Origin of the sequence: Mesorhizobium sp. GbtcB19, from assembly GCF_019091085.1 — a bacterium.
GTDB lineage: Bacteria > Pseudomonadota > Alphaproteobacteria > Rhizobiales > Rhizobiaceae > Mesorhizobium.
This window is the reverse complement of record NZ_JAGXJY010000001.1, coordinates 182,574-208,359: the sequence shown is the minus strand read 5'-3', so window position 1 is coordinate 208,359 and position 25,786 is coordinate 182,574. Positions and strand designations below refer to the sequence as shown.

Sequence of the window (25,786 nt, the reverse complement as noted above, 5' to 3'; positions counted from 1 at the left end):
AACCCCACTGTGACAGTCGGGTGTCGTATCCGATAAGAGCGGATTGAGTATCGATAAGCAACTTCGCTTGGGGGTCTCATGAACCGGTTGCTTGTTGGCGCGGCGGTGTTTGCCGCGAGCGCGTTTGGCGCGGATATTTCTGTTGTCGCTTACATTAGCGGAAGTGCAGGTATAGCAGCCGTCGCGCAGGAGGGGCAAAGCCAGTCCGGCAATACATCATCGTCGGCAAATGGTTTGGGTAATGGCGGCGCTGGATTTGGGTCGGGCGCAAGTCAAGGTTTTGGCAGTGCTTCTACGTCCGGGGCATCCTCGAACGATACTCCGTCGGCCGGGGTTGACTCCGGCACAGGCCAAGTAACTGGTACGCCGGACGAGGCGGCCAAGGTCGGAACCAGCCCTGCGAGTGCAACTGCAACGAGCAGCGATCAGGCGGATACCGGGACGGCCGCGAAGACTGGCGATACGGAAACAACCGCCGATCAGCCTGCCGAGACTCAGGCGGCGACTGCCACAACCACGACGACCACAAGCGATCCCAGCGATCCCGAAGCGGTCGGCACGCCGAAGGTGGACCTCCCCAAGGCGGCAGGCAACGGCAATCTCGGCTATTCGATCGCCATTGATGCACCGGCCTTCCACGGCATCGAGCCGCACATCTCGCTCAACTACGATTCCTCGCGCAAGACCAAGCTCGGCGGGCTCTACCAGGGCTGGCTGGGTTATGCTTGGGGGGTCACCGGCTTTGACGTCATCGAGCGAGCCACGCCCGGCTATGGCATGCCGGCCTATGATGCCAACGACATTTTTCTCCTCGACGGCCAGGCGATGGTCGCCTGCGTTGCCGGCATGGTTTCGCCCTCGTGCTCGACCGGCGGAACGCATGCGACGGAGAACGAAAGCTATCGCCGCATCGCTTTCAACAGTTCCACCAATCAATGGACGATGACCGACAGGGACGGCACGGTCTCGACCTTCCGCTCGGTCGGCGCGGTCGCCAACCTCAACCCCGCTGCCGGCACGCCGGCCTATGATCTCGCCTTCAGCTATCGCTGGCTGTTGACCTCCGTCACCGACACCAACGGCAACACCGTCACCTACAGCTACACCTGCCCGGCAAGCCCGACCTGCTATCCGTCCAGCATCACCTATAACGGCGCCAGCATCCAGTTCTTTTACGAAACCCGTCCGGACCTGATCCTGATGGGCAATGGCCGCGACATCTCCGAGACCAGCCAGCGCATCAAGACGATCGGTGTGCTGGTCGGCGCCTCGATGCGCTCTGCCTATAAGCTCACCTACGACCAGGCGCCATTCTCCAACACGTCGCGGCTGACCCAGATCACCCGCTACGGCACCGATGCCACCGGCACCGCTGACGGCACCATCACCGGCGGGACGTCGAAGGTCATTGCACAGATGACCTATCAGAACACAGATGGGGTGTATGGGACTACAGCAGCTACTTTCGAGTGGGGGCTTGGCGGCTCTGATTTCCCGGGCTCTGCTTCCGATTTGGATTTTGATGGCCGCGACGAGATTGTCGGGGACAAAATCGAGGACGTGGATTCCTGCACCCACAATCAAGGTCCTTGCCCTGCTAAGCAGCGGACAAAGTACATATTCAAATTCAACTCGAATGGGACGCAGGCAGGCACAATGTCCCTGCTTCTGGATACGCTCGACAATCCGAATACCGATTCGTTTCCGCCGGTGTATTTCTCGGCACCTGGTCGCTTTCTCGGCACCAAGAATACGATGGATTTCGCGGATTCGGCGGTCCAGAACTATGTGAGCGGCGCGACGGGCCAGATCACCTATACGGCGACCAAATCGATCATCAAGACGGATGGCTCGTTAGGGCTGACCAAAACGGCGTGTGTTCCGACCGGCTATCAAGCGGTGTGCGACGCCTTGCCGACAAGTGGCACGACTCTGAATTCCCCGATCGTGGCCGATGTTGATGGCGACGGCGTGGATACGCTGAACGGCAAAAACGCCTCTCTGTCGGTAGTGGGTGTCGGCGATTTTCTCGGCAATGGCCGTCAGCAACCGGCATTCTGGGCAAGCGGCGGGATACAAAAGGGCGTCCTCGCAAACGGTGCATGGCAAGCAACCGGATCGACGTTTGGCGCCAACTGCCCCAACGATACCCAGGGCAACAATGGCATTAGCTTCAAGTGCGTGTTCGCCGACGTCAACGGTGACGGTGCCTCGGACCTCATCAGCTTCGCCCCGGGTTCTAGCACCGTCGGCCTTTGGCTATCGACCGGAACGGGTTTCAAATCCTATTCAGTGCCATCGCTCTCCGGCGCATCCCTTATCCTGCGCGACTTTGACAATGACGGCAAGGCGGATGCCATTACCATCGCCGGAACCGAGACTAGACAGCCGCAAAGGGTGGCCGGAGTAAAAGTTTATTCGCTGCGGCCGTCATCAACGGCGATGACTCCGGTGGAGTTCACGCTGCCGGTAGCGCTCAACGCGGGTTCGGTTATCGGCGACTTCAACGGCGACGGCCTGCCGGACTTCACCAACTACACCAGCAGCGTGTTCATCTCGAACGCAGGCACGGGCAATCCGAACCTGGTGAAGCAGATCGTGACGGAGCTCGGCGGCACGGTCGCTGTCGAGTACTCGCCGTCGTCGACCTGGACGAACAACTACCTGCCGCAGGTGGTGCATGCCGTGACAAAACTGTCGGTCGGCGACGGCCGCGGCCAGACGGCGGTGTCGACCTACCAGTATTCCGGCGGCACCTACGATCCGGCGGCGCGCAAGTTCCTGGGCTTCGCCTCGATCGTCGAAACCAAGCCGCTCGCCAACGGCGAGACGGCAGCACCCACGGTGACGACCACCTATCGCCAGGATCTGGCGAGCTACGGCCTTCCTTCGCTCACGGTGTGGAAGGATGGCGCGGGTGTCGTGCACAAGCAGGTGGCCGAGACCTATGTCGTCAACACGGCGTCAAAACCCTACACGGTGCAGAACACGGCGACCGACACGACGCTGACCGAGAATGTCACGCGCACGCTCCGGGTCGAGCGCGGCTTCGACGCCTACAACAATATCGTCAGCCTGAAGGACTATGGCCGCACCGATGTCAGCGGCGACGAAACCTGGAAGGTCAGCAGCTACACACCCAACACCTCGGCCTACATCGTGTCGCTGCCGGCCAGCGAGACAGTGCGCTCGGGGATGGACACCAGCTTCCCCTATATTGCCTATGACGAGACCTATTACGACGGCAATGCCGGCGCCAATGCGACGGCGCCGGTCAAGGGCAACGTCACCCGCAAGCGCAGCTTCTCGGACTATTACGGTTCGCCGCAGAAGGACGTGAACCAGTATTTTGCCTACGATACCTACGGCAACAAGATCTCCGCCACCAACAGCCTCGGTCACAAGACCGAGTGGGACTATGACGCGACCTATCACCTCTATCCGGTGACGGAGCGGGCGCCGCGCTATTTTGCCACCGGCGGCCAGACTGCCGACACGCGCTTCGTCTCGGCCGCCACCTTCAATGCGGTCTGCGGCCTGCCGGCAACCAAGACCGATCCCAACGGCCTGGTGAAGACTTTTACCTACGACCCCTTCTGCCGGCCCTACCAGGTCTCGCAGAGCGTCACAGGCGCCTACGCCAAGACCCGCTTCGAGAACGAGGGCAATCCGGCGACACAGGCGCTGGTCAAGTACACGCCGCTGCCGAATGGCGCGGGCGAAGACTTCACTCGCTCCTATTATGACGGGTTTGGCCGGGTCTACCGCGTCGAGACCCCCGGAGAGACCGCAGCCGGCGCCAGGCGCGTCGCCGACACCGACTACGATCAGCGCTCCAATGTGCTTCGCACCGCTTTCCCGAGGTTCGTCGGCGACACCGCGCAATGGACCACCAACTCCTATGACTGGTCCGACCGGCCGGTGCTGACGGTCAATCCGGATGCCAGCCAGCGCAGCTACGCCTACAATCTGGCCACGGTCGACCTCGTCAATCCCCGCCTCAACGGCACGACGATGACCGACGAGCTTGGCCACCAGACCCGCACCGCCTGGACGACGCATGGCGATATCGCCGTCATCGTCCGCGATGTCGGTGGCCTCGGCCTGATGGAAACGCGCAGCTACGATCTGCTCGGACGGTTGATTGGGGTCACCGATCCCGGCGGTTCAAACTGGTCCTATACCTACGATCTGGTCGGCAACCGGCTGTCGGCGACCGATCCCGATCTCGGCACCTGGTCCTATGTCTACGATGCCGCCAACCGGCTCACCAGCCAGACCGACGCCAGGGGCACCGTCACTGGTCTCAGCTACGACCAGATGGACCGGCTGACGCTCAAGACGGCAACGCCCTCCGGCGGCAGCGCGGTGACGCTGACCCAGAATACTTATGACCAGGCATCTGCCGGCTCCTACAACATCGGCCAGCTGACCAGCTCGACCAATCCGGCCGCCACGCAGAGTTTCAAGTATGACGGCTTCGGCAAGGTGGCGCGTCAGGATGTCACCATCGGCACGCTGACCCACACCACCACCACGACCCGCGATGCCTCCGGACAGCCGATCGCCACGCAATACCTGCCGGTGCAGCTCGACTTCGGCACGGCCGCCGCGCCGCTGCAATACACGGCTGGCAACAAGCTTGCCTCCGCTTCCGGCTTCATCACCTCGACGCTCTATGAAGCCGACGGGCAGACCAAGGAGATCAACTATGCCAACGGCGTGAAGACCGCCTTCACCTACTCGCCCACCCGGCGCTGGGTTGCGCGTGTCACCACCTCGCGAGGCGCGACCATTCTCCTCGACGATCAATATGCCCGCGACAACCTCGGTCGCATCACCGGCACGACAGGCCTGACCGCGTCCGACAGCTGGACCTATGGCTATGACAATGCCGATCGGCTGACCTCGTCCGACAATCTCGGCGACAACACGCTCGACGAGACCTTCGTCTATGCCGCCAACGACAACATGACATCGCGCAGCCGTGTCGCCGGCACCTACACCTACCCGGCGGCGACGGCGCCAAGGCCGCATGCGCCGACATCGGTCGGCGCCAAGACACTAGCCTACGACGCCAACGGCAACCTCATCTCCGACGGCAGCCGGACACTCACCTGGGACGAAGCCAACCGGCTGAAGACCGTCACGCTTGCCTCCAACACCGTCAACCTGACCTACGGCCCCGACGGCGCACGGGCGAAGAAAGCCTCGACCTTCGCCACCACGCTCTATCCCGACGCTTCCGTCGAGATCGATCCGGCAACGCCCGGAGCGGAAATCTACACCCGCTATCCGCATCCCGACATCAAGGTGGTCGGCGCAACAAAATACTTCCTACACCGCGATCACCTGGCCTCGGTGCGCATGGTCACCGACAGCTCAGGCGCCATCACTGAGGCCACCAATTACGCCACCTATGGCGAGCGCCTCAACACCGGCTTCCAGACGCAGAAGAGCTATATCGGCGAGCGGTTCGATCCCGAGACAGGGCTGCTCTACCTCAATGCGCGGTACATGGATCCGGTGCTGGGCAGGTTCATTTCGCCAGACGATTGGGATCCGACGAAGGAAGGCGTTGGCACCAATCGATATGCATATGCCCTGAACGATCCTGTTAATAATGCCGATAGCAATGGCCACGTTGCCGCCACGCCATCATCCGACAAAGCTGCCAAGGACAGAGCGGCGGAGGAAGCGTTTCAAGCACGTGCCAAGGCCATAAGAGATAACCGGGGGGATGCGTTCTTTAGTACAGATAAAGATGCATACGAACGCTTAAATCCTCGAGTTGCCGACGAGGTACAGAACCAGGAGGCCCAGAGCGCGTCGGGAAAGGTGGAACCGCGTGACGAGATGTTCGCCGCGACACCGAGCCCTTTGGGTGTCTTCAATCTGGCTCGAGCTGGCTTCTTTTCTGCAGCTGGTGGTGTCGAGACCGCGGTAGTGGCAAATGTTGCAGAAAGAACTCCAAACGCTGTCGCAATCTGGGATGGTGAATTCGCGACAAAGCAGATACTTGGAGTTACGAAGACACCTGCGGGTCGCACGATTAACTTTCACGCCGCTGACAGGATGGTTAACCCACCACCGGGTCGAGCACCAATTTCGCCTAAGGACGTCGATAGAGTTATGGATGAAGCAACTCGTGTAACCAAAAGATCTCCACACCCTCTCGGGGATACGTTGACGATCCAAAATTCAAAAATGCCCGGCAAGCCATCGGTAGTTGTCGATGAAGCCACGGCAACTAGAATAGTTAGTGTGATTAATCCGAAGGAGTGATTTTCATGGAGGAACTAATGGAATTAATTGGCAGGTTTATATCTGGAAATGATATAAGTATTAGTGCGGCAAACAAGATCGAAGTTCTTCTTGCAGACAACTTTGTTGATGACGAAACATTGCAGGATTTTTCGATAACGTTATCGATGTACAGACCAGGAGGCGGTGATTTATTATATGACTATGATTATGTTAGAAGTAAGATGATTTTGATCGAAAAATATATGCAAAATAAGTACAAATTGAGATAGGTGGGTTTTGATTCATTAGCCGGTGGACGGTGCTGCGGTCGTTGGGATGAATTTATTAGATTGTATATCGATTGAGCGTGGAATTTAAGAATAAAGTTGTTACAGACTTGGAAACATTTGATTGCCACTCGTTCAACCGTAGACATTGAGCTTGCGTATAATCTCCGAGCCTCCATTGAAGGTGGTGGGAGCTTTGACGATGGTTTTTGGGGGTCTGCTAGCTCAGATTGCTGACTGTCCATGTCTAGATAACCGGTCTTGATCGTCCTATGTACCTTTCCATCTTACCAACCCTGTGGATAGACTCGCGCCACCCCCATCAATCCGCCTATCCGCCCGCAAGAGGCCCTAAAGTAAACCATCAGGGGAATCGGGTGGATGCGGGTCAGGCCAGTCAGTAGCGTCGTGTTTTTCATGCTGCTGGCGCTCGGCGGCTGCCAGTCGCCATCGGGCGGCGACTTCTTCACCGAGACCGTCGAGAGCCTGCATGCCAAGAATTCGCCCCTGCGCGCGGGCTATACCGGCCCCACGACCATCGGCTCTGCGGCGGAGCGGGCGCAGCGCTTCAATGGCGCGCAGTATCAAGGATCGGGCGACTTCGTCGGCTCCGCCGCGCCGGTCGCGCAGGTGACCGGCGACGGCAGCGGGCAGTATGAGCTCAACCTCGTGAACGCGTCGGTGGCGCAGGCGGCCAAGGCGGTTCTTGGCGACGCACTTCAGGTCAATTACGTCGTCGATCCGCGCGTCCAGGGCACGGTGACGCTGCAGACCTCGACGCCGGTTTCCAAGGAGGCGCTGTCGGACATATTGGAATCGGCGCTGGCCGTGAATGGCGCCGGCATCGTCAAGCGCGCCGGCACCTACCAGATCGTGCCGCTGTCGGAGACCCTGTCGAGCACGCCGGCGGTCAGCGTGCCGTCCGTCTCGCCGTCCGGCCCCGGCGTGAAAGTCCAGGTCATCCAGCTGCAGTTCATCGCCGCCGACGAGATGAAGACCATCCTCGAGCCGATCACCCGGCAAGGCTCGGTGCTGCGGGTCGATTCGACACGCAATCTGATCACCGTCGCCGGCAACAACACTGATCTCGCCGCGATTCGCGAGGCGGTCTCGGTGTTCGATGTCGACTGGATGCGCGGCATGTCGGTGGCGCTGCATCCGCTCAAGGCCTCGAAGCCGGAGGCCGTGGCGACGGAGCTCGATTCCATCTTCGGCACCAAGGATGGCCCCGGCGCCAAGGTGATCAAGTTCATCCCCAACGACCGCTTGAACTCCGTGCTGGTGATCACCTCGCGTCCCGCCTATCTGGCGCGCGCCGCGACCTGGATCGGCAAGCTGGACAGGCTGGCCGAGACCAACGAGCAGCAGCTCTTCGTCTACCAGATACAGAACCGGCCGGCCAAGGAACTGGCGTCCGTGCTGAGTTCGGTTCTCGGCACCGCGGTCAAGACCGAAGGAGGTTCGGCTGGCTCGAATGTGTCGCCCGACATGACGCCGATCGCCATGCAGTCGGACGGCGTCACGCCGGCGCCGCTGACCGGGCCGTCGCCTTCGCTGCCTCAGCAAGAGGGCGAGGGGCCAGCCCATGCCACGGTGGTCGCCGATGTCGAGAACAATGCGCTGCTGATCCAGACCACCGCCCGCGACTATGAACGCATCCAGCAGATCCTGGCCAAGGTGGACGTGCTGCCGACGCAGGTCATGCTGGAAGCGGTGATCGCCGAGGTCACGCTCGACGACGATTTGAAATACGGCCTGCGCTGGTTCTTCGAAAACGGCGGCACCAAGGTCTCGGTATCCGACCTGGCCAAGGGCGCCGCCTCGGCCTTCATGGGAGGCTTCAGCTGGAGCTATGCGACTGACAACATCCAGGTGACGCTCAACGCACTCTCCTCGATAACCGACGTGAACGTCATATCGGCGCCGACGATCATGGCGCTCAACAACCAGAAAGCGATCCTGCAGGTCGGCGACCAGGTGCCGATCCTGACCCAGCAATCCCAGGACACCGGCAACGGCACCGCGCCGATCATCAACTCGGTGCAGATGAAGGACACCGGCGTCATCCTGACGGTGACGCCGCGCATCAACAACGCAGGTCGCGTCATGCTCGACATCCAGCAGGAGGTCAGCGACGCCACCCCAACGAAGAGCTCCGGCATCGATTCGCCGACCATCCAGCAGCGCAAGGTCCAGACGCGCGTGATGGTCAATGATGGCGAGACCCTGGCGCTGGGCGGCCTCATTCAGGAAAAAAACAGCGTCGGCCGCACCCAGGTGCCAATCCTCGGCGACATTCCGGTCATCGGCAACGCCTTCAAGCAGAAGGATGACGGCATCAAGCGGACCGAATTGATCATCTTCATCAAGCCGCATGTCATCCGTGATATCAACGAGGCCCGCGAGGTGACGGAAGAGTTCCGTGGCAAGATCAATCTGCAAACGCCGATCCAGCAGCGGCGCGGCGGCACCAAGCTGCAGCAGGATGTGAAGAGACTGGCCTACTGACCATGCAAGCGGATGTCGCGATCCTGATCGTTGCCGGCTTGGTGCTGGCGGCGCTGCTTGTCGCCATCGCCGTCATCGACTTCAGGCGGCTGGTCATTCCCGATGCGCTCAACATGGCGCTGGCCGCGGGCGGGCTCGGCTTTCAACTGATCGTCCAGCACGACAATGCAGCCATGCATGCGCTCATCGCCGCGGCGACGCTGGCGGTTTTCTGGACGCTGCGGCATGGCCATTTCCTGCTTACCGGCAGGATCGGGCTTGGGCTTGGCGACGTGAAGATGCTGGCGGCGGCCGCGCTATGGATCGATCCGCTGCTCTTGCCGGTGCTGCTGTTTATCGCCAGCACCGCCGCGCTGCTGTTCCTCGGCGGGCAAGTCGTCGTCGCAGGTCCTATGGCGGCGCGGTCGCGCGTGCCGTTCGGGCCGTTCATCGCGCTCGGGCTGGCTTGCTGCTGGGCGCTCGAACAATTTGTCGGACTGAATTTGGGGACGCCATGATGCAGATTTTCCGTCGTATCGGTTTGACCGAAAGGAGCCGGCTCGAAAACAAGCGGGACAACGAAGGCGAGGCCGGCTTCACCCTGGTAGAGCTCCTGGTCGTGCTCGCCATCATCGCACTGATCGCTACGCTGGTGGCGCCTCAGGTGCTGCGCTATCTGGGCTCGGCCCGAACCAGCGCCGCCAAGGCGCAGATCAAGAATATTGAGAGCGCGCTGGAGCTCTACTATGTCGACAACGCCAAATACCCGTCGAATGACGAAGGGCTCAAGGCGCTGGTGACGGCGCCGCCCGGCGACACGCATTGGAACGGTCCGTATCTGAAGACGACGACCGGTCTCACCGATCCGTGGGGCAAGCCGTATATCTACGAACTGAAGGCCGACGCCAGCGGCGTCGTGATCCGCAGCTTCGGACGTGACGGCAAACCGGATGGCACAGGCGAAGATCAGGACGTCACCAACTGACGGACGCCGTTTCAACGCCGGCAGGCCTGCGTCATGAGACGGCCGCCTCAGTTGTCCTGCTCTCCCGGAAGGCTTGCCAGGCTCAACCGCGCAAAGCCGTCGGACGCAAAGGTCGCGCCATCCCTGGCGACGGATAGTTTGAAACGGATCGCGGCCGGAAGGCGGCGGTTGAATTTCCAATCCGCCGACCAGACGCCTTTCGCGCCGTCGAGATATTCGAACTGCACGCCGGTCACGCCGGCAATCAGCGGCACGGCCCGGTTTTGCGTCGTGTCGTCGGCCGCGGCAGCGCCGCCCCGGCGCGGAATCTGGATGATGGTCAGGCTGCTGTCCGTGGGCTGGACCGCAATCTGCCTGAGAGCGGACGAGCCGAAGCCGATCGCCATGATGCCGTTGAACTGCAGCCGGTCAGGTCCGCCGCTCAAATAGATCACGTCGTCGGGTGTCGACTGCATGAGAGGCAGGGCCTCGGCATTGCTGAGCGCGGTTTCGAGAAACCGTGTCGCGGCGTCCACCTCCATCTGCATCTGGGTGGCGTTCTGGATGCGCACCATGGTTCGCGCTTGGCCGAGAAAGGTAACCATCAGGGCGGAAACCACGCCTACCAGGGCGAGCCCCACCAGCACGTCGATCAGCGCAAATCCTTCGATCGGCGATCGCTTGGCGGCCGGGCAGGATCGCGTGGTGGCGGCCTTCCTTTGGTCGCGCCACGCCCTCCAACGGAATGAAGCCGCGAGGATGCAGGTCGCGTCGGTAAAAAGACCGCTCATTGCGAACCTTGCCGTTTGGCGGGCATGAAGGTGAGAAATGTTCCCGCCACCGCGCCGGCCTTTTCAATGACGACCGCGTTGAGCTTGGCCTTTCCGGTGCCCATCGGCTGAACCCTGATCGTCCAGCCGGATTGGGCGATGGCATCGAGCGCGGCCGTTGCGCTGCTTTCGGCATCGGTGTCGTACTGCGCCATGATCGCGCGGACCTTGCGCGCCGATTCCATTTGTTCGCGCGCGGCCACGATGCTGCGGCCGGCGAGCACGATCGTCTGGCTGGCGATGCCCAGGATCAGCGCCAGAATGGTCATGGCGACGATCATTTCGAGGATCGAGAAACCGTCTTCGCTGTTTTCCGGCGTCATGGCTTCATCGTCCTGCTGACGAGCCCGGTCAGCCAGCTCACCTCTATATGCGCCGCCTGGCCGCCGCGCCGCAGGTCGATTTCGACGCCTGACGAGCTGCCGTCGGGAAGGAACGTCAAAGCCGCCTGGCGGCCGTCCGCCACGGTTTCGCGGCCCGTGGTCACGGTCATCTTCACGTCCGCAGGCAAATCGAGCACGGGCCGGTCGCCGAAGCGGATCGTGCGGCCGCCGAGATCTATGACGATCTGCTGCGGCCTGGCCGTGGCGATCGCCACTGTGCGCGACATGCGGATTCGGGCGACGATCTCGCCCGACAGCGCGTCCAGGCTTTGCGAGCGGTATCGCTGGACGATGCCGGGCGCCGCTATTGCCGCGACGACGGCGATGATGGCCAGCACGACCATCATCTCGATCAAAGTGAAGCCGGCTTCACCCTCGCGTTCCGGCGCGGCGGCGAATGTCCTCATTGCAGCGCCAGGTCGTTGATGCTGAGGATCGTCGTCATCACCGAGACGACCAGGCTGCCGACAAGGAAGCCGAGCGAGATCGTCATTGCCGGCGTCAGGAGCTTCAGCAGCGTGTCTATGCGACGCGTCACGGCCGACTGCAGCATTTTTCCCGCGCGGTCGAGCACGACGGGAAGCGCGTTGGCATCGTCGCCAAGCGAGATCAGCGACAGCGTGGCGTTGTCGAACAGCTTGGCATTGGCGGCGGCGTTGTGCAGCCGCGCGCCGTTCGCCACCTCCTCCTCGATCGCGGCAAAGCTCGCTGTCAACGAGGCCTGTTGCGAAACATTGGTCGCCAGACGAAGCGCCTCGCTCATCGTGACGCCGTTGCCAAGCAGCAGCGACAGCGTCTCGAGATAGCGTGCAAGCACCGCGTTGGCGATCAGCGGGCCAATCACCGGTAGTTTGAGAAGCCTGCGCGAGAAGACGCTTTTTGCCGCCGGGGACTTCGATGCGGCGAGATAGAAGAGCAGAGCCAGCAAGGCGGCAAGCGGGAAGACGAACGGATAGTCGTTGAAGACGTGGCCGAAGGTCGAGAGCATGCGCATGGTGAAGGGTTTTGGGGCGAAAGACCCCTCGAAGATCGGCTCCAGCGCCGGCACCAGCACCGTCGCCAGGACGACCATGGCGCCGCACATCACCAGGAGCAGGAAGGCTGGATAGGTCAGCGCCTCGATGATCGAGGTCCTGCGTTTGGCCCTGGCCTCGAACGCATCGGCCAGGCGCTGGCAGATATAGGCCATCTTGCCGCTGCGCTCGCCGCTGGCGAGCAAGGCGGCGACATCCGGCGTGATGCCGGGCAAGGTCCGGAAGGCGTCGGCGACGGAGCGCCCGCCTGTGGTGAGGTCGAGCACCGTCTGCAGTTGCTGGCGCCTGGTAGCGTTGCCTTCGCCGGAGATCACCGCATTCAAGGCACGGTCGATGGTGAAACCGGCATTGAGCAGCACCGAAAGCTCGGCAAAAAGCCGGCTGAGATCGACCCGCCGCGTCAGCATGAGGCTGGCCTTGCCCGGCAGCCTGATCTGCGCCTTCTCCTCGCTTGCCGGCACCAGATGGTAGGAGCGGCGGCCTTGCTGGGCGAGCTTGCGCGCGGCCTCCTGCTTGGTCGGCGCCTCGACGACGCCGTTCTCCCGGGCGCCGTCGGCGAGATAGGCGCGATAGGCGAATGCCGGCATCAGCCGCCTCCACCGAGATCGATGACGCGCCGCACTTCCTCTAATGTGGTGACTTTGCGCTCGACCAGCGTGGCCGCGTGCGCCGCGATCGGCGTCAGATCAGCTTCCGAAGCAGCCTTGGCGATCTCGAGCTCGCTGGCGCCCTCGTCGATGAGCGCCGCGATGCGCGGCGACACTTGCAGCATTTCGTAGGTCACGGTGCGCCCGCTATAGCCGGAGCTGTTGCAGCTTTTGCAGGACGCGACGCCGTCGGCGGCGCCATGGCAGGTTGGACAGACCCGTCGCAGCAGGCGCTGCGCGATGACGCCGCGGATCGTGGCGCCGAGCAGGTAGCCGTCGACACCCATGTCGCGCAGGCGCGTCAGCGCGCCGGCCGCGCTGTTGGTGTGCAAGGTCGAAAACACCAGATGGCCGGTCAGCGCCGCCTGGATGGCGATCTGCGCCGTCTCGCGGTCGCGGATTTCGCCGAGCAGGATGATGTCGGGATCCTGGCGCAGGATCGAGCGCAGCGCCGTGGCGAAATCGAGATCGATCGCCGGGTTGACCTGCAACTGCGTGATGCCGGCCATGCGGTATTCGACCGGGTCCTCGACGGTGAACACCTTGACGTCGGGCCGGGAGCACTCGGCCAGGACCGAGTAAAGCGTCGTCGTCTTGCCGCTGCCGGTCGGGCCGGTGACGAGCACGATGCCGTTGGCGGCTCGCGACATCCGCCGGATCTTGGTCTGCGCGGCTTCGTCGAAGCCGAGCTTTTCCAGACGCAGCTCGACGCCGGCGCGGTCGAGGATGCGCAGCACGATGGCCTCGCCATGGATCGACGGGATGACCGAGACGCGCAGATCGACGTCGCGCCCGCGCACGGCGATGCGCATGCGCCCGTCCTGCGGCAGCCGCCGCTCGGCGATGTTGAGCCGCGACAGGATCTTGATGCGTGTCGAAACGCCGGACAGCATCGCCGAGGGCGCCGTGTCGACGACCGACAGCATGCCGTCGTTGCGGAAACGGATGCGCACGTGATCTTCCAGGGGCTCGATATGGATGTCGGTCGCCTTGGCATCGACGGCGCGGTGGATGGTGTCGGCGACGAAGCGCACGATCGGCGCCTCGCGCGCGAAATCCTTAAGCCGCTCGAGATCGTCGGAGCCGAAATCGGCCGGCCCGGCGCTGCCGGCTTCGAGCGACACCGCTTCCGCCGCCGAGCGCTCCAGCCGATCGATGTATTCGCCGATCATGCGCCGCGGCAGGACGCGCAGCGACGGCGTCCTTTCCCAGTGAAAGGCCAGTGCATCGATGGTCGCCGACGACAAAGGATCCGCCACCGCCACGACCAGCTGGCGGTCGTTCATCTCCAGCGGCAGCACCGCGTTTTCCTTGAGATAGGAGAGCGGCACGCCGGCCAGCATCTGCGGGCTCAGCTCCTTCGGCAGATCGGCAAGCATCGGCACATCGAGGAAACGGCACAGGCTGCTGGCAAGCTCCTGCTCGCCGATCAGGCCGAGTTCGGTCATCACCGTATCGAACGGATGCCCCGATGTGCTCGCCGCACCCATGGCGCGCTGGACGCTGTGCGCGGTCAGCATCTTCTCGCTTTCCAGGAAAGCGAGGAAGGCTTCGATGCGGGAGGTCTGGAGCGCGGCGGTCATGGTCTAGCTCCAGCGGGCCAATATCTGCGCCGCGGCCGTGCCGAAAAGTGCGTCGCAGCTGATGCTAGATACCGATGCGGCAGGGCCGTAGATTTCGGCGGCGGGTATGCGCGAGATGCGGATGAAGCGCGTGGCGGCCAGCGCCGATTTCTCGATCACGAACCCAGCCTGGCCGGTAATGCCCGAGCCGTCGCGCCTGGCAGTGACCTCGACCGTATAAAGGCTGCCACCATTCTTGTTCGGATCGGCCGGCTGTTCGCCCTGCGACGCCGTGTTGACGAAATTGCGCAGCCTGCTCGGCGCCTTGGCCAAAACGATCGCCCCCTGTTTGAGATCGACGGTGAAGACAGCGTAGAGATCGCGCAAGGGGATCGCGGCGAGCGCGGAAAATTCCTGCAGCTCCGAAACGGATTCGAAGCCCGCGAATTTGTTCTGTGGCGGGCCGAGCGAAGAGCGCGGCTGCGCGCCGGCGGCAAAGGCGTTGGGCGGGCTTCTGAAGGTGACGATGGCCTTGGCGATCTCGCCTGCCATCTGCGGATCGAAGCCGAACGACGCGACGCCTTGCGCCAGCAACTCGTCGCTGGCGGCGTTGAGATCGATCAGGCCGCGATGATCCTGGACGCTAAGCTCGAAGCTAAAATGTCCGGCATGGCAGCGCGCGGGCCGGGCATTCTGCGGCAATTTCGACGTCGCCGAACCGTCGAACAGCTCGCCGGCCACGACATTGACCAGGCCGTCGGCGACCATCACGAGCCGCTGCTGCTCCGTGTCGTTGGCGGCGATCATCAGCCGGCTGCGCGCGGTCAGCGCAAAGGGGGCGACGATCGCGGAGACGATCAGCATGAACACCAGCACGGCGACCAGCGCGAAGCCCGCCTTCTTGTCCGCGGAGCGATCAACCATCGCCGCCTCCGGCCTGAGTGGCCGGCGGCGCCGGCGGATAGAGCAGGATGCGGGTCGATTTTCCACCGCGCTCCAGGGTCGCCGCGTCCCTCTCGACACCGGACACCGTCCAGCCGTCGATGGTCTCGCCATTGCCATACCAGTTGGCCGCATCGGCTCCCGCCGATTTGAGCAGGACCCGGGCGCTGGCGCCATTTATGCTGATGCCGAGCAGCGCCGGCGCTGGAAGAGGCGCAGCACTTGCCACCGGCTGGGTCGGCGGGGTGGGGTCCGTCGCCACCTGGGTAGGCGCCGGCGCCCCTTCGGCGACCGGGACGAATTTGCGCCGCGTCGGCGTGAACAACGGGCGCGCGAATGTCTCGGCAAAGCCGGTACTGTCGGCCGAGGCCGTCAGACCCGTAGCGCCGGCCTGCGCTTCGCGCATGTTGCGCTGCGCCGATGGCGCGGTCGGCGAGATGTCGACCGGTGTTTCGTAGAGCACAATATTGGTCAGCGCCAGCGCGGCGGCGGCAAGACCGAGACCGAGCGCTGCCACGAGACGGATCATGGCGCCGCCCCTGCCGCGGCCGTGGCCATACCCGGCGGCAGCGCGCCATAAAACAGCACTTCGGCAAAAATCTCCGGCTCGACATTGGGCGCTTCGGAAGGGGCGACGTTGGTGACCCGCAAGGTGGCTTCGCGGACGAACAGCACCGGCAGCGTGGTTTCGAGGCTGAGCATGAAACCATGCACGCCTTCAAGCGTGCCCGAAATATTGGCGCGCAGGCCGAGATAGGCGACGCCGTCCTCGTTGAGCGCCGGCGCGTTGCCGGCCGACAGAACCACCACCTTGTTCGCGGCGGCCATCGCATTCAGCCTTGTCTGCAGGGCGCCGCGGATGACCGCCTCGCTCTCGCCGGACAGGAACTCGCCATTGCCGGAGGCGGCGGCCGGCGGAGCGGAGGCCTCCATGGTCTTGGCCAACGACACCACGGCCTCGATCTGGCCCAGCGTCTCGCGTTTCTGGTCGATGTCGGCATTTGCCGAAGCGACGCTGCCCAGCGCGGCGAAGCTCAGCCAGCCGGTCACCAGCACGCCGAGGGCGGCGATCGCCAAGGCCAGGGAGCGGCGGACCAGAAGGCGGCTGTTGAGGATCGCGCTCAGCATCGACTCAGGGCTCATCCACTTTGGCCGTGATGGTGAAGCGCTCGCCGGTCTGGCCGGGAACCCTGGTCACCGGCGAGGAGAATTCCGGCGCGGAAAACAACGGCGAGGCGTCGATGGGCTGGATCAGGTCGGCGGCCGAGGTGGCGAAGCCGGTGATCGTCAGCTGGTCGCCCTTCGACGAAAGATCGCTCACCCAGGCGCTGTCGGGCAAGAGCCGCGTCAGCTCCGCCAGGATGCGCACCACCGGAACGGCGTTCTTCTTCTCGGCGCGCAGCTTTTCGGTCTGTTCGAGCTCGGCCTGGCGTTTCTGCAGCGAGGCTCGCGCTTTCCTCGCCTCGACCTGGGCGCCGGCGATCTCCTCATCGAGCACGCTGCCGGCCTGCCAGCTGCGCCATTGCGCATGGCCATAGGTGGCGGCAAGGCCAAGAAGCACAATTGCGACGGCGGCGGTCCAGGCGCGCCGCGCGAAGCGGTCGCGCGCCCGCGCTGGCCAGATCGCCGCCAGGCTGAGCGGGTCGGGCTGCAGGATCCGTTCGGCATCGGCGATGGTCAGCGCGGCGAGATTGCCGCCGACCGCGCGGATCGCTTCCAGCGCCGGCGCGAGCGTCTTTGTCTTGGCGACGAAATAGGACGAGCCGCCATCGGCCCCGTCGGCAAAGACGATATGGACCTGCGACGGGTCGATCGGCGTCGAGGCCATCAGGTCGAGCTCGGCCATGTCACGCGCCTGCCGCACCGGCAGCCGCCGCCCGGCAAGCTGCCGCTTGAGCAGAAGCGCGCTGTCGATGCGGATCGCGACGGCAGGATGCCTGCGGCCGGGGCTCAGCAGTGCCGCGATTTCGTCCGAGGTCGCACCGAGCGGCAGCGGCGGCGCCTGGAATTCAGGCCCACCTGCCGACTGCACGCGGATGCCGTCATCGGCGATGGTGATGGTGCAGTCGGAAGGTTTCGGCTGTCTCTGCTTGCGGGCAAGGCTCGTCCAGGCCGCGCGAAGCTCATCGCGCCACCAATCGAATCCATCCAGGATTTGCGCTTTGTAACTCGCCAAGCTGTCCCACCCAAACGGCACGGCTGATTCTGAGTCGTACGTTGACAGCACACGTTACAAGGACTGTTCATGGTGCATTTGAAACAAGTGGTGGCGCGCTTAGTTAGCCACAGGTTTATTGTGAGAGCACGCGAACGGTCAGCGTTGGAGTTTCTAACATTACGTGGCTGTAATCCCTCGCTTCCTGCCGCCTCCTGCGACGATGCATGCTCGCCGCTTTCAAAAGCGGGGAGGGAAAGTGGGGAAGCTGCGGGCTTCACCAACAAAAGTCTAACGATTTCAAAAGGTTGAATGTGCCAAATGGCTCCCCGGGCCGGATTCGAACCAGCGACCAACCGGTTAACAGCCGGTTGCTCTACCACTGAGCTACCGGGGAACAGGTGCTCTCATGTGAGTGGCGGTGCCTATAGCAAAACCGTTTGGGCTTTGTAAACGAAGCATTTCACATTTCTCCGGAGTTTTTCGGGCGTCAATTTGTAGCAATTTGCTGGCGGCGCTCTCATATCAGCCGTCTCTCATCCGGTTGGAACAAGGGGAGGCGGCATCGCTTTTGTCTCTCGAGCGGCCCGATCGCGGGGAAAGGAACGGATTTAGGCATGACCGCAGCGGACGATGACAGCGCCCCGGCGCGCAAGATTTCGATCTTCGGCCGCGAATTCGCCATGCCGCGGTCGCGCGGCTTGCGGATCGCGATCGGCGTGCTGCTCACCATCGGCGGTATTCTGGGCTTTTTGCCGATTCTCGGTTTCTGGATGATTCCGCTCGGCCTCCTGGTGCTGTCTTATGAATTCGCGATGGTGCGGCGCCACCGGAGGCGATTCGTCGTCTGGTGGGAACGGCGGCGGCGGCCTGACTGAAGGCGGCGACAGCCGGCCGTTGGCTTCGCGACAGCGATTCTTCGACTCCCCACAACCGATTGGTAATCACCACTTTCGCCGGCACAGGTGAAAGCGCCTGGAATGACGCGCCGGCGCTTGACGACCTTTGAGCGCCAACATAATGAGTTCGCTCGGAACGCCGGGAGCATTGCGAGGCCTCGTGGCGGAGTGGTTACGCAGAGGACTGCAAATCCTTGCACCCCGGTTCGATTCCGGGCGAGGCCTCCAGATGCTTGCGGGCTCCAGCGCAACCGCGCCGGAGCGGGGGTTCCATTCGAATTGAGCCGCGCGTGGCGCGGGGAGCGGATTGTTGGGACATGAGCGCTGATTTCTCCGAACGCCGCGTGAAGATGGTCGACGGCCAGGTCCGCACCACCGACGTCACCAGCGCGCCCCTCATCGAAGCGATGCTTTCCGTCCCGCGCGAGGCCTTTGTCGGCGCCGGGCAGCAGGCTCTGGCCTATATCGACGAAGACATCCGTATCTCGGACGGCGCCAATGGCGGCGGCGCGCGCTACCTGATGGAGCCGTCGCCGCTCGCCAAGCTTCTGCAGCTGGCCGAAATCGACGCGAGCGATTCGGTGCTCGATGTCGGTTGCGGCACCGGCTATTCCGCCGCGTTGCTGTCGCGGCTCGCGCGTTCCGTCGTGGCGCTGGAGAGCGATTCGGCGCTGGCGGAAGCGGCAAAATCCACGCTTTCCGGCCTTGGCTGCCAGAATGTCACGGTGGTGAGCGGACCGCTGCCGCAGGGGCAGGCGGCCAAGGGGCCTTACAACGTCATCTTCATCGGCGGCAGCGTTGAGGAAGTGCCGCCGGCGCTGCTCGACCAGCTCGCCGAAGACGGACGCCTGGTTGTGGTCGAAGGACGAGGCAACTCTGGCGTGGCCCGGCTGTTTTTCAAGGCCGGGGGGGTTGTAACCGGAAGGCGGGCCTTTAATGCGGCAATTAAGCCACTACCGGGCTTCGAACGCGCCCACGCTTTCGAATTCTAAGTGTTTTTGCCTTGCAGCGAAGGCGCTGTCATGATCGCTTGCGCCTGACAATCGTTGCTGATTGGTTAACCGGGATTGTTCGGGAGGCTGTCAGCGGGGGAACGATAAACAACGCGGCGCCGGCCGATCCGCAAGGGTAGGCCGACGTGGCGTGGTTCCCATGCAAACGAATGAGGGAAATAACGTGCCGTCCGTACGCAAGAGTGTTTTAGTAGCTATTCTCGTTTCCGCCACGGCGCTATCGCCGCTGGCCGCCTCCGCCGAAACCATTACGGGCGCTCTCGCCAAAGCCTACCAGTACAATTCGCAGCTCAACGCTGCTCGCGCCGGCGTGCGCGTCACCGATGAAGGTGTGGCCGTCGCCAAGTCGGGCTGGCGCCCGACTGTCAACGGTTCCGCCAACATCGACTACACCAATACCCACGGGTTCGGCACCAGCAGGAGATTGACGACGGGCAGCTTCGGCGTGCAGATCAACCAGACGCTGTTCGACGGCTTTCAGACCAAGAACAATGTCGCCGCCGCCGAAGCGCAGGTGAAAGCTTCGGTCGAAAGCCTGCGCAACACCGAAGAAAACATCCTGTTCAACGCGGCAAGCGCCTATATGGACGTGATTCGCGACCGCCAGGTGGCGGCGCTGACCCAGCAGAATCTGCAATTCCTGACCGAGCAAGCGCGCGCGGCCCGCTCGCGCTTCGAGGTCGGAGAAGGCACCCGCACCGACGTCGCCCAGGCCGATGCCTCGCGTGCGACGGCCGTAGCGCAGTTGAGCGCCGCCCGCGCGACGGCGCTGGCGAGCGCCGCCACCTATCACCAGATCGTCGGCGACGAGCCGGGCAATCTCAAAGGGGCCTCGCCGGTGGGCAAGCTGCTGCCGGGGAACCTCGATTCCGCCCTGGCCGTGGCCTCGGCCGAGCATCCGGCCATCCTGTCGACCCAGCACCTTGTCGACGCAGCGGCGTTTTCGGTGAAATCCAGGGAAGGCACGCTGCTGCCGCAACTGACGGCCTCCGCCGGCATTTCCGACAATTATAGCCACCAGGTTCCCAGTTCTCTCACCAGTCCCAACGGTAGCTCGACATCAGCCAATATCGGCGCGACGCTGACCATCCCGATCTATTCGGGCGGGCGGACCGAAGCGCTGGTTCGGCAGGACAAGGAATCGCTCAGCGAGGCGCGCATCCAGGTCGATGTCAGCCGCGACCAGGTTCGCCAGGCCGTGGTCTCGGCATGGACGCAATATGTCGCCGCGCGAGAAAGCGTCGATGCCAACAGGCAGGTCATCGATGCCGCGCAACTGGCGCTCAACGGCGTCATCGAGGAGCGCAATGTCGGCCAGCGCACGACGCTCGACGTTCTGAACGCGCAGAACGCGGTCATCACCGCCAAGATCAACCAGGCCAGCTCCGAGCGCGACGTGGTGGTGGCGAGCTACGCCATCCTGTCGGCGATGGGCCGCCTGTCGGTCGATCGCCTGGGCCTGCCGGTCACCAAGTACAAGCCGGAAGAGCATTACAACGCCGTCAAGGATAAATGGACCGGCCTGCGTACGCCCGACGGGCGCTGATTTTCGGTACCGTGTTCCCGGCAAACGCCGCGTGTCCGATGGATGCGCGGCGTTTGTCTTTTCCGGATGGATCATCAGATCGCGGGTTCGCCTAATCTGTTGAAATCCAACGAGTCCCCAGATTGGGGATTCTCGGATGACGATCGGTCGGTTACGCTGTCGTCATTGATTCGAATTCCGGCCCGGGCAGGAGCGGAATTCTTGATTGGTCAAGTTTCTTGATCGGGTCACAAGGGCGGCGGATGTGACGATGGCGACGGCAAGCAGCGCGCAGCGCGAACCTTCCATGGAAGAGATACTGGCTTCCATCCGGAGGATTATCGAGGACAGCGACACCGGCCGCAAACAGCCGGCCGAGGCCGGTGAGCTGCGCCAGGATCTGGAACCGGCCGCGGTCAGCGTGCCCGCCGCTGCGGCGCCGAATGTCGAGGTCGACGCCTTTCGTTCCGAATTGCATGCCGATGCCGGCCCCCGCAAGCCGGTGACGCTGGCGGAAGTCCAGGCCCAGCTTGCAGCCGCCGATCCGGTGCCGGCTCGTCCCGAGCCGGTGAGGGCAGCACAGGCGCCAGCGGAAGCGAGGACTGCCGTCGCGCCGAGCGCGCCGGCGGCGAGCAAGCCCGCCGTGGCAAATGCCCCGCAGACCGCCGAGACCATCGTCGCCGATTGGCGGCGGGAAATCGCGGCGGCCGGCGGCAGTACGGTTACCGCGAAGCCGGCTGTCCGGGCGCCGGAAGCCGCACCCCCGGTTAACGCCGCACCCCCGGTTAATATCGATAAGGTCGAGATCGCCAAGATCGAGATCGAGCAGGACGAACCGGCGATGGAAGCGCCTGCGCGGGCCAGCGCTCCTCAGGCATCCGCGCCCGAGGCTCAGCCGGCCCGGCTCGCGATTCTTTCCGAGCATGCGGGCAGACAGGTCGCGGCGGCTTTCGGCGAGCTTTCCGACGCTTTCGCCAGCCGCGGCAAGAAGAGTTTCGACGAGATGGCCGAGGAGATGCTGCGGCCGATGCTGCAGGATTGGCTCGACAACAACCTGCCGACGCTGGTCGAAAGGCTGGTGCGCGAGGAGATCGAGCGCGTGGCGCGTGGCGCGCAGTAAGGTTTCAACCCCCATACCCTGACGAAGCGCCGCCTCCTTGGCGGCGTTTTGTTGGTAAGGTCGCCTCGCTATGATCGTGGCAAAGGATATTGCACTTTCAAAGCCTTATGCGATTGCTATCTTCGGCCGATGGACCGAAAACTGACGTACAGCTATCGATTGCGGGCGATGGTTCCGATGCTGACCGATGAGGAGTATCGGGAGGTCGTCGGCGACCCCGCAGCTCTATATTTCCAAGTCAAAAGGTTCGTTTCCGAGCACGGCCGGTGGACGGAAATGAAGCATCCGGCAGCCGATCGTTATCGTGAACGGACCGGAGTTACACTTCATCATACTTTCTCGCTCCTGCATGTCCGCCGCTCGGACTACGGTCCTGACTGCCCGTCCTGTGGAAAGCCCTACCGGACACCAAGGGCGAAGTTTTGCGCTGAGTGCGGGCATGGGCTTCCGTTGAAATGAACACCGGCACGCCTATTTGCTTCTGATGGACCGAGGCAACCCTTGCGGTTGACTTGGCCAAGACCTTCCGATTTACACCAAACCGGTAAAAAATCCCGACAGCGCGGACCGCTTTCCCATGCTTGAAAAGACCTACGACGCCAAAACCGTCGAGCCGAAGATCGCCAAAATCTGGGAAGAGGCGGATGCCTTCCGGGCCGGCGCCGGCGCGGAGGAGGGGGCGGAAGCCTTCACCATCGTCATCCCGCCGCCGAACGTCACCGGCTCGCTGCATATGGGGCACGCGCTCAACAACACGCTGCAGGACATTCTCGTGCGCTTCGAGCGCATGCGCGGCAAGAACGTGCTTTGGCAGCCCGGCATGGATCACGCCGGCATCGCCACGCAGATGGTGGTCGAGCGCCAGCTCATGGAAAAGCAGATCCATCGCCGCGATCTGACGCGCGAGCAGTTCATCGAGAAGGTCTGGGAGTGGAAGGCCGAATCCGGCGGCGCGATCTTCAACCAGCTGAAGCGTCTCGGCGCATCGGCCGACTGGTCGCGCGAACGTTTCACCATGGACGAGGGCCTCTCCAAGGCCGTGCTGGAAGTGTTCGTGACGCTCTACAAGGAAGGCCTCATCTACAAGGACAAGCGCCTTGTGAACTGGGACCCGAAGCTGCTCACCGCCATTTCCGACCTCGAGGTCGAGCAGCACGAGGTCAACGGCAATCTCTGGCACTTCCGCTATCCGATCGAGGGCGAGGCATTCGATCCGCAGAACCCGAAGACCTTCATCACGGTCGCGACGACGCGTCCAGAGACGATGCTCGGCGACACGGCCGTGGCCGTGCATCCGCAAGACGAGCGCTTCACCGATCTGGTCGGCCGTAACGTCGTGCTGCCGATCGTCGGCCGCAAGATACCGATCGTCGCCGACGAATATTCCGATCCGGAAAAAGGTTCCGGCGCGGTCAAGATCACGCCGGCGCACGACTTCAACGATTTCGAGGTCGGCAAGCGTCACAAATTGCCGGCGATCAACATCCTGACGGTCGAAGCCGCCATCAAGCTCAAGGACAATGAGGATTTCCTCGCTGGCCTCGAGGTGACGCCGGAGCGCCAGGCCGTTTGGGACGAGCTCGACGGGCTCGACCGTTTCGCCGCGCGCAAGAAGATCGTCGAGCTGATGGAGGCCGGCGGTTTCCTCGACAAGATCGAGCCGCACCGGCATGCCGTGCCGCACGGCGATCGTGGCGGCGTGCCGATCGAGCCGTTCCTGACCGAGCAGTGGTATGCGAACGCGGCGGAACTCGCCAAGCCGGCGATCGCCTCGGTGCGCGAGGGCCGCACCAACTTCGTGCCGAAGAATTGGGAGAAGACCTATTTCGACTGGATGGAGAACATCCAGCCCTGGTGCATCTCGCGCCAGCTCTGGTGGGGTCACCAGATCCCGGCCTGGTACGGGCCTGACGGGCGTGTCTTCGTCGAAAAGACCGAGGAAGAGGCACTGGCCGCCGCCATCGAATACTACCTGGCGCTGGAAGGGCCTTGGAAGGCCTGGGTCGAGGACAAGCTCGAGAACTTCCAGCCGGGCGAGATCCTCACCCGCGACGAGGACGTGCTCGACACCTGGTTCTCGTCGGCGCTGTGGCCGTTCTCGACGCTCGGCTGGCCCGATCGGACGCCGGAGCTCAAGACCTACTACCAGACCGACGTGCTGGTGACCGGTTTCGACATCATCTTCTTCTGGGTCGCCCGCATGATGATGATGGGCCTGCACTTCATGGACGAGGAGCCGTTCCACACCGTCTATGTGCACGCGCTGGTGCGCGACAAGAACGGGCAGAAGATGTCGAAGTCGAAAGGCAACGTCATCGATCCGCTCGACCTGATCGACGAATATGGCGCCGACGCGCTGCGCTTCACGCTGACCGTCATGGCGGCCCAAGGGCGCGACGTGAAGCTCGATCCGGCGCGCATTGCCGGCTACCGCAACTTCGGCACCAAGCTGTGGAACGCGACGCGCTTTGCCGAGATGAACGAAGTGGCGCGCAACGACGACTTCTGGCTGAACGACGCCAAGCTGCCGGTCAACCGCTGGATCCTGACGGAACTGACGCGGGCTGCGCGCGCGGTCACCGAAGGCATCACCAGCTATCGGTTCAACGAGGCGGCGGGCGCGGCCTATCGTTTCGTCTGGAACCTGTTCTGCGACTGGTACCTGGAGCTGTTGAAGCCGGTGTTCATGGGTTCGGACGAGGCCGCCAAGGCCGAGAGCCGGGCCTGCGTCGCCTTCGTGCTCGATGAGATCTACAAGCTCTTGCATCCGATGATGCCGTTCATGACCGAAGAGCTGTGGGCGCAGACCGCAGGCGAGGGCAAGGAGCGATCCTCGCTGCTTTGCCATGCCGCCTGGCCGTCGCCCGACTTCGAGGACGACGAGGCGGCCGCCGACATCAACTGGCTGGTCGAACTCGTCTCTGGCATCAGGTCAGTGCGTTCCGAAATGAACGTGCCGCCGGCGGCTATCGCGCCGCTGATGGTGATCGGCGCCAACACGCTGACGCAGGAGCGGCTGGAGCGTCACGCCCAGGCGATCAAGCGGCTGGCGCGCGTCGGCGATATCGCACTGGCCGATGCGCCGCCGAAAGGGTCCGCCCAGATCGTGCTCAACGAGGCGACGGTGAGCCTGCCGCTCGGCAGCCTGATCGACCTCCAGGCCGAGGCGGCGCGGCTGCAGAAGGAACTGGCCAAGGTCACCGAAGAGATCGCCCGCCTGCACAAGAAGCTCTCGAACGAAAAGTTCGTCGCCAACGCGCCGGAGGAAGTGGTCGAGGCCGAGCGCGAGAAACTCGCCGAATATCGCGAGGCGCAGGAGAAGCTTTCGGTGGCTTTGACAAGGGTTCGCGACGCCGGCTGAGCGGCAAGATTCGCTCGCATCGGAGAGCCGCTTTCCGATACGTTAGCTGCCTCAAAAACAGGCATGCCGCAGCGTTAATTTTGACGTAAACGGAAAGTTTGCGCCCCATTGTTGCCATAATGTAACAATGGGGCCTTCTAGCTTCCAAATCGGCTGTTTTTGCCCTGTTTTGGGTGGGTTTTTCGGATTTTTTCAACCGTTTGACGCTGGTTGGCGTGATTTAAGCGGCAATCGCCGCGCCAATCACCATGGCAAAATTGCGGGCTGTCAAGGTGTACATGTACAGCCCTTGAAATCGTTGTTGCGTCATTAACCCGAATTGGTTCTAGCT

General features: G+C 63.0%; 19 protein-coding genes and 2 tRNA genes. 11 read left to right on the top strand and 10 right to left on the bottom strand.

Features of this window, described 5'->3' with window-relative positions; translation table 11 throughout:
- Positions 1 to 78 precede the first annotated feature (78 nt).
- From KVT37_RS00975 to gspG, 5 genes are all read left to right on the top strand, one after another.
- Complete coding sequence (locus KVT37_RS00975) at positions 79 to 6,285, top strand: RHS repeat-associated core domain-containing protein (protein ID WP_217568752.1); 6,207 nt, start codon at positions 79 to 81, stop codon at positions 6,283 to 6,285.
- A 5-nt stretch (positions 6,286 to 6,290) separates the two neighbouring features.
- Complete coding sequence (locus KVT37_RS00970) at positions 6,291 to 6,536, top strand: hypothetical protein (protein ID WP_217568750.1); 246 nt, start codon at positions 6,291 to 6,293, stop codon at positions 6,534 to 6,536.
- 378 nt (positions 6,537 to 6,914) lie between these two features.
- Entirely contained in the window at positions 6,915 to 9,041 is a 2,127-nt protein-coding gene (gspD, locus tag KVT37_RS00965) for a type II secretion system secretin GspD (protein WP_217568748.1), read from the top strand.
- Positions 9,042 to 9,043: 2 nt separating this feature from the next.
- The gene (locus KVT37_RS00960) at positions 9,044 to 9,538 is read left to right on the top strand and encodes an A24 family peptidase (protein ID WP_217568746.1); all 495 of its coding nucleotides are present in this window, start codon (positions 9,044 to 9,046) and stop codon (positions 9,536 to 9,538) included.
- Positions 9,538 to 10,005, top strand: coding sequence for a type II secretion system major pseudopilin GspG (gspG, locus tag KVT37_RS00955; RefSeq protein ID WP_217569855.1), 468 nt, complete (start codon positions 9,538 to 9,540; stop codon positions 10,003 to 10,005). Before KVT37_RS00960 ends, gspG begins: the two co-directional genes overlap by 1 nt.
- Positions 10,006 to 10,052: 47 nt before the next feature.
- Here the strand turns inward: gspG and KVT37_RS00950 are convergent, their stop codons facing one another.
- From KVT37_RS00950 to KVT37_RS00905, 10 genes are all read right to left on the bottom strand, one after another.
- The gene (locus tag KVT37_RS00950; RefSeq protein ID WP_308642533.1) at positions 10,053 to 10,631 is read right to left on the bottom strand and encodes a hypothetical protein; all 579 of its coding nucleotides are present in this window, start codon (positions 10,629 to 10,631) and stop codon (positions 10,053 to 10,055) included.
- Positions 10,632 to 10,771: 140 nt separating this feature from the next.
- On the bottom strand, positions 10,772 to 11,137 hold the full coding sequence (locus KVT37_RS00945; protein WP_217568744.1) for a type II secretion system protein J: 366 nt from the start codon (positions 11,135 to 11,137) through the stop codon (positions 10,772 to 10,774).
- Complete coding sequence (locus tag KVT37_RS00940; protein ID WP_217568742.1) at positions 11,134 to 11,604, bottom strand: GspH/FimT family pseudopilin; 471 nt, start codon at positions 11,602 to 11,604, stop codon at positions 11,134 to 11,136. Before KVT37_RS00940 ends, KVT37_RS00945 begins: the two co-directional genes overlap by 4 nt.
- A complete protein-coding gene (locus tag KVT37_RS00935) occupies positions 11,601 to 12,818 on the bottom strand; it encodes a type II secretion system F family protein (RefSeq protein WP_217568740.1) in 1,218 nt (405 codons plus the stop codon). Before KVT37_RS00935 ends, KVT37_RS00940 begins: the two co-directional genes overlap by 4 nt.
- Positions 12,818 to 14,461, bottom strand: a complete 1,644-nt coding sequence (locus KVT37_RS00930; RefSeq protein ID WP_217568738.1) for a GspE/PulE family protein — start codon at positions 14,459 to 14,461, stop codon at positions 12,818 to 12,820. The genes KVT37_RS00935 and KVT37_RS00930 overlap by 1 nt, the downstream gene beginning before the upstream one ends.
- A 3-nt stretch (positions 14,462 to 14,464) precedes the next feature.
- Entirely contained in the window at positions 14,465 to 15,364 is a 900-nt protein-coding gene (locus KVT37_RS00925; protein WP_217568736.1) for a general secretion pathway protein GspK, read from the bottom strand.
- The gene (locus tag KVT37_RS00920; protein WP_217568734.1) at positions 15,357 to 15,911 is read right to left on the bottom strand and encodes a hypothetical protein; all 555 of its coding nucleotides are present in this window, start codon (positions 15,909 to 15,911) and stop codon (positions 15,357 to 15,359) included. Before KVT37_RS00920 ends, KVT37_RS00925 begins: the two co-directional genes overlap by 8 nt.
- Positions 15,908 to 16,525, bottom strand: a complete 618-nt coding sequence (gspM, locus tag KVT37_RS00915; RefSeq protein WP_254633738.1) for a type II secretion system protein GspM — start codon at positions 16,523 to 16,525, stop codon at positions 15,908 to 15,910. The genes KVT37_RS00920 and gspM overlap by 4 nt, the downstream gene beginning before the upstream one ends.
- On the bottom strand, positions 16,515 to 17,558 hold the full coding sequence (locus KVT37_RS00910) for a PilN domain-containing protein (protein ID WP_217568733.1): 1,044 nt from the start codon (positions 17,556 to 17,558) through the stop codon (positions 16,515 to 16,517). The genes gspM and KVT37_RS00910 overlap by 11 nt, the downstream gene beginning before the upstream one ends.
- A gap of 301 nt (positions 17,559 to 17,859) precedes the next feature.
- A tRNA-Asn gene (locus KVT37_RS00905) sits at positions 17,860 to 17,934 on the bottom strand.
- A 220-nt stretch (positions 17,935 to 18,154) separates the two neighbouring features.
- Between KVT37_RS00905 and KVT37_RS00900 the strand changes: the two genes are divergently transcribed.
- The 6 genes from KVT37_RS00900 (at position 18,155) to KVT37_RS00870 (ending at position 25,455) form a co-directional block, all read left to right on the top strand.
- A complete protein-coding gene (locus KVT37_RS00900; RefSeq protein WP_127227111.1) occupies positions 18,155 to 18,415 on the top strand; it encodes a hypothetical protein in 261 nt (86 codons plus the stop codon).
- Between the two features lie 175 nt (positions 18,416 to 18,590).
- A tRNA-Cys gene (locus KVT37_RS00895) sits at positions 18,591 to 18,664 on the top strand.
- 89 nt (positions 18,665 to 18,753) lie between these two features.
- Positions 18,754 to 19,428, top strand: coding sequence for a protein-L-isoaspartate O-methyltransferase (locus KVT37_RS00890; RefSeq protein ID WP_217568732.1), 675 nt, complete (start codon positions 18,754 to 18,756; stop codon positions 19,426 to 19,428).
- Positions 19,429 to 19,612: 184 nt separating this feature from the next.
- Positions 19,613 to 20,995, top strand: coding sequence for a TolC family outer membrane protein (locus tag KVT37_RS00885; RefSeq protein WP_308642532.1), 1,383 nt, complete (start codon positions 19,613 to 19,615; stop codon positions 20,993 to 20,995).
- Between the two features lie 250 nt (positions 20,996 to 21,245).
- On the top strand, positions 21,246 to 22,094 hold the full coding sequence (locus KVT37_RS00880) for a PopZ family protein (RefSeq protein ID WP_217568730.1): 849 nt from the start codon (positions 21,246 to 21,248) through the stop codon (positions 22,092 to 22,094).
- Positions 22,095 to 22,671: 577 nt separating this feature from the next.
- Positions 22,672 to 25,455: a valine--tRNA ligase gene (locus KVT37_RS00870; protein ID WP_217568728.1), complete on the top strand. Its 2,784-nt coding sequence runs from the start codon at positions 22,672 to 22,674 to the stop codon at positions 25,453 to 25,455.
- The last annotated feature ends 331 nt before the right edge of the window (positions 25,456 to 25,786 follow it).

Coding starts and splice junctions, on each gene's coding strand:
- gspD (WP_217568748.1), top strand. CDS start 6,915: ATGCGGGTCAGGCCAGTCAGTAGCGTCGTGTTTTTCATGCTGCTGGCG.
- KVT37_RS00935 (WP_217568740.1), bottom strand. CDS start 12,818: ATGCCGGCATTCGCCTATCGCGCCTATCTCGCCGACGGCGCCCGGGAG.
- KVT37_RS00940 (WP_217568742.1), bottom strand. CDS start 11,604: ATGAGGACATTCGCCGCCGCGCCGGAACGCGAGGGTGAAGCCGGCTTC.
- gspG (WP_217569855.1), top strand. CDS start 9,538: ATGCAGATTTTCCGTCGTATCGGTTTGACCGAAAGGAGCCGGCTCGAA.
- KVT37_RS00945 (WP_217568744.1), bottom strand. CDS start 11,137: ATGACGCCGGAAAACAGCGAAGACGGTTTCTCGATCCTCGAAATGATC.
- KVT37_RS00900 (WP_127227111.1), top strand. CDS start 18,155: ATGACCGCAGCGGACGATGACAGCGCCCCGGCGCGCAAGATTTCGATC.
- KVT37_RS00870 (WP_217568728.1), top strand. CDS start 22,672: ATGCTTGAAAAGACCTACGACGCCAAAACCGTCGAGCCGAAGATCGCC.
- gspM (WP_254633738.1), bottom strand. CDS start 16,525: ATGAGCCCTGAGTCGATGCTGAGCGCGATCCTCAACAGCCGCCTTCTG.
- KVT37_RS00975 (WP_217568752.1), top strand. CDS start 79: ATGAACCGGTTGCTTGTTGGCGCGGCGGTGTTTGCCGCGAGCGCGTTT.
- KVT37_RS00930 (WP_217568738.1), bottom strand. CDS start 14,461: ATGACCGCCGCGCTCCAGACCTCCCGCATCGAAGCCTTCCTCGCTTTC.
- KVT37_RS00925 (WP_217568736.1), bottom strand. CDS start 15,364: ATGGTTGATCGCTCCGCGGACAAGAAGGCGGGCTTCGCGCTGGTCGCC.
- KVT37_RS00880 (WP_217568730.1), top strand. CDS start 21,246: ATGGCGACGGCAAGCAGCGCGCAGCGCGAACCTTCCATGGAAGAGATA.
- KVT37_RS00970 (WP_217568750.1), top strand. CDS start 6,291: ATGGAGGAACTAATGGAATTAATTGGCAGGTTTATATCTGGAAATGAT.
- KVT37_RS00920 (WP_217568734.1), bottom strand. CDS start 15,911: ATGATCCGTCTCGTGGCAGCGCTCGGTCTCGGTCTTGCCGCCGCCGCG.
- KVT37_RS00960 (WP_217568746.1), top strand. CDS start 9,044: ATGCAAGCGGATGTCGCGATCCTGATCGTTGCCGGCTTGGTGCTGGCG.
- KVT37_RS00890 (WP_217568732.1), top strand. CDS start 18,754: ATGAGCGCTGATTTCTCCGAACGCCGCGTGAAGATGGTCGACGGCCAG.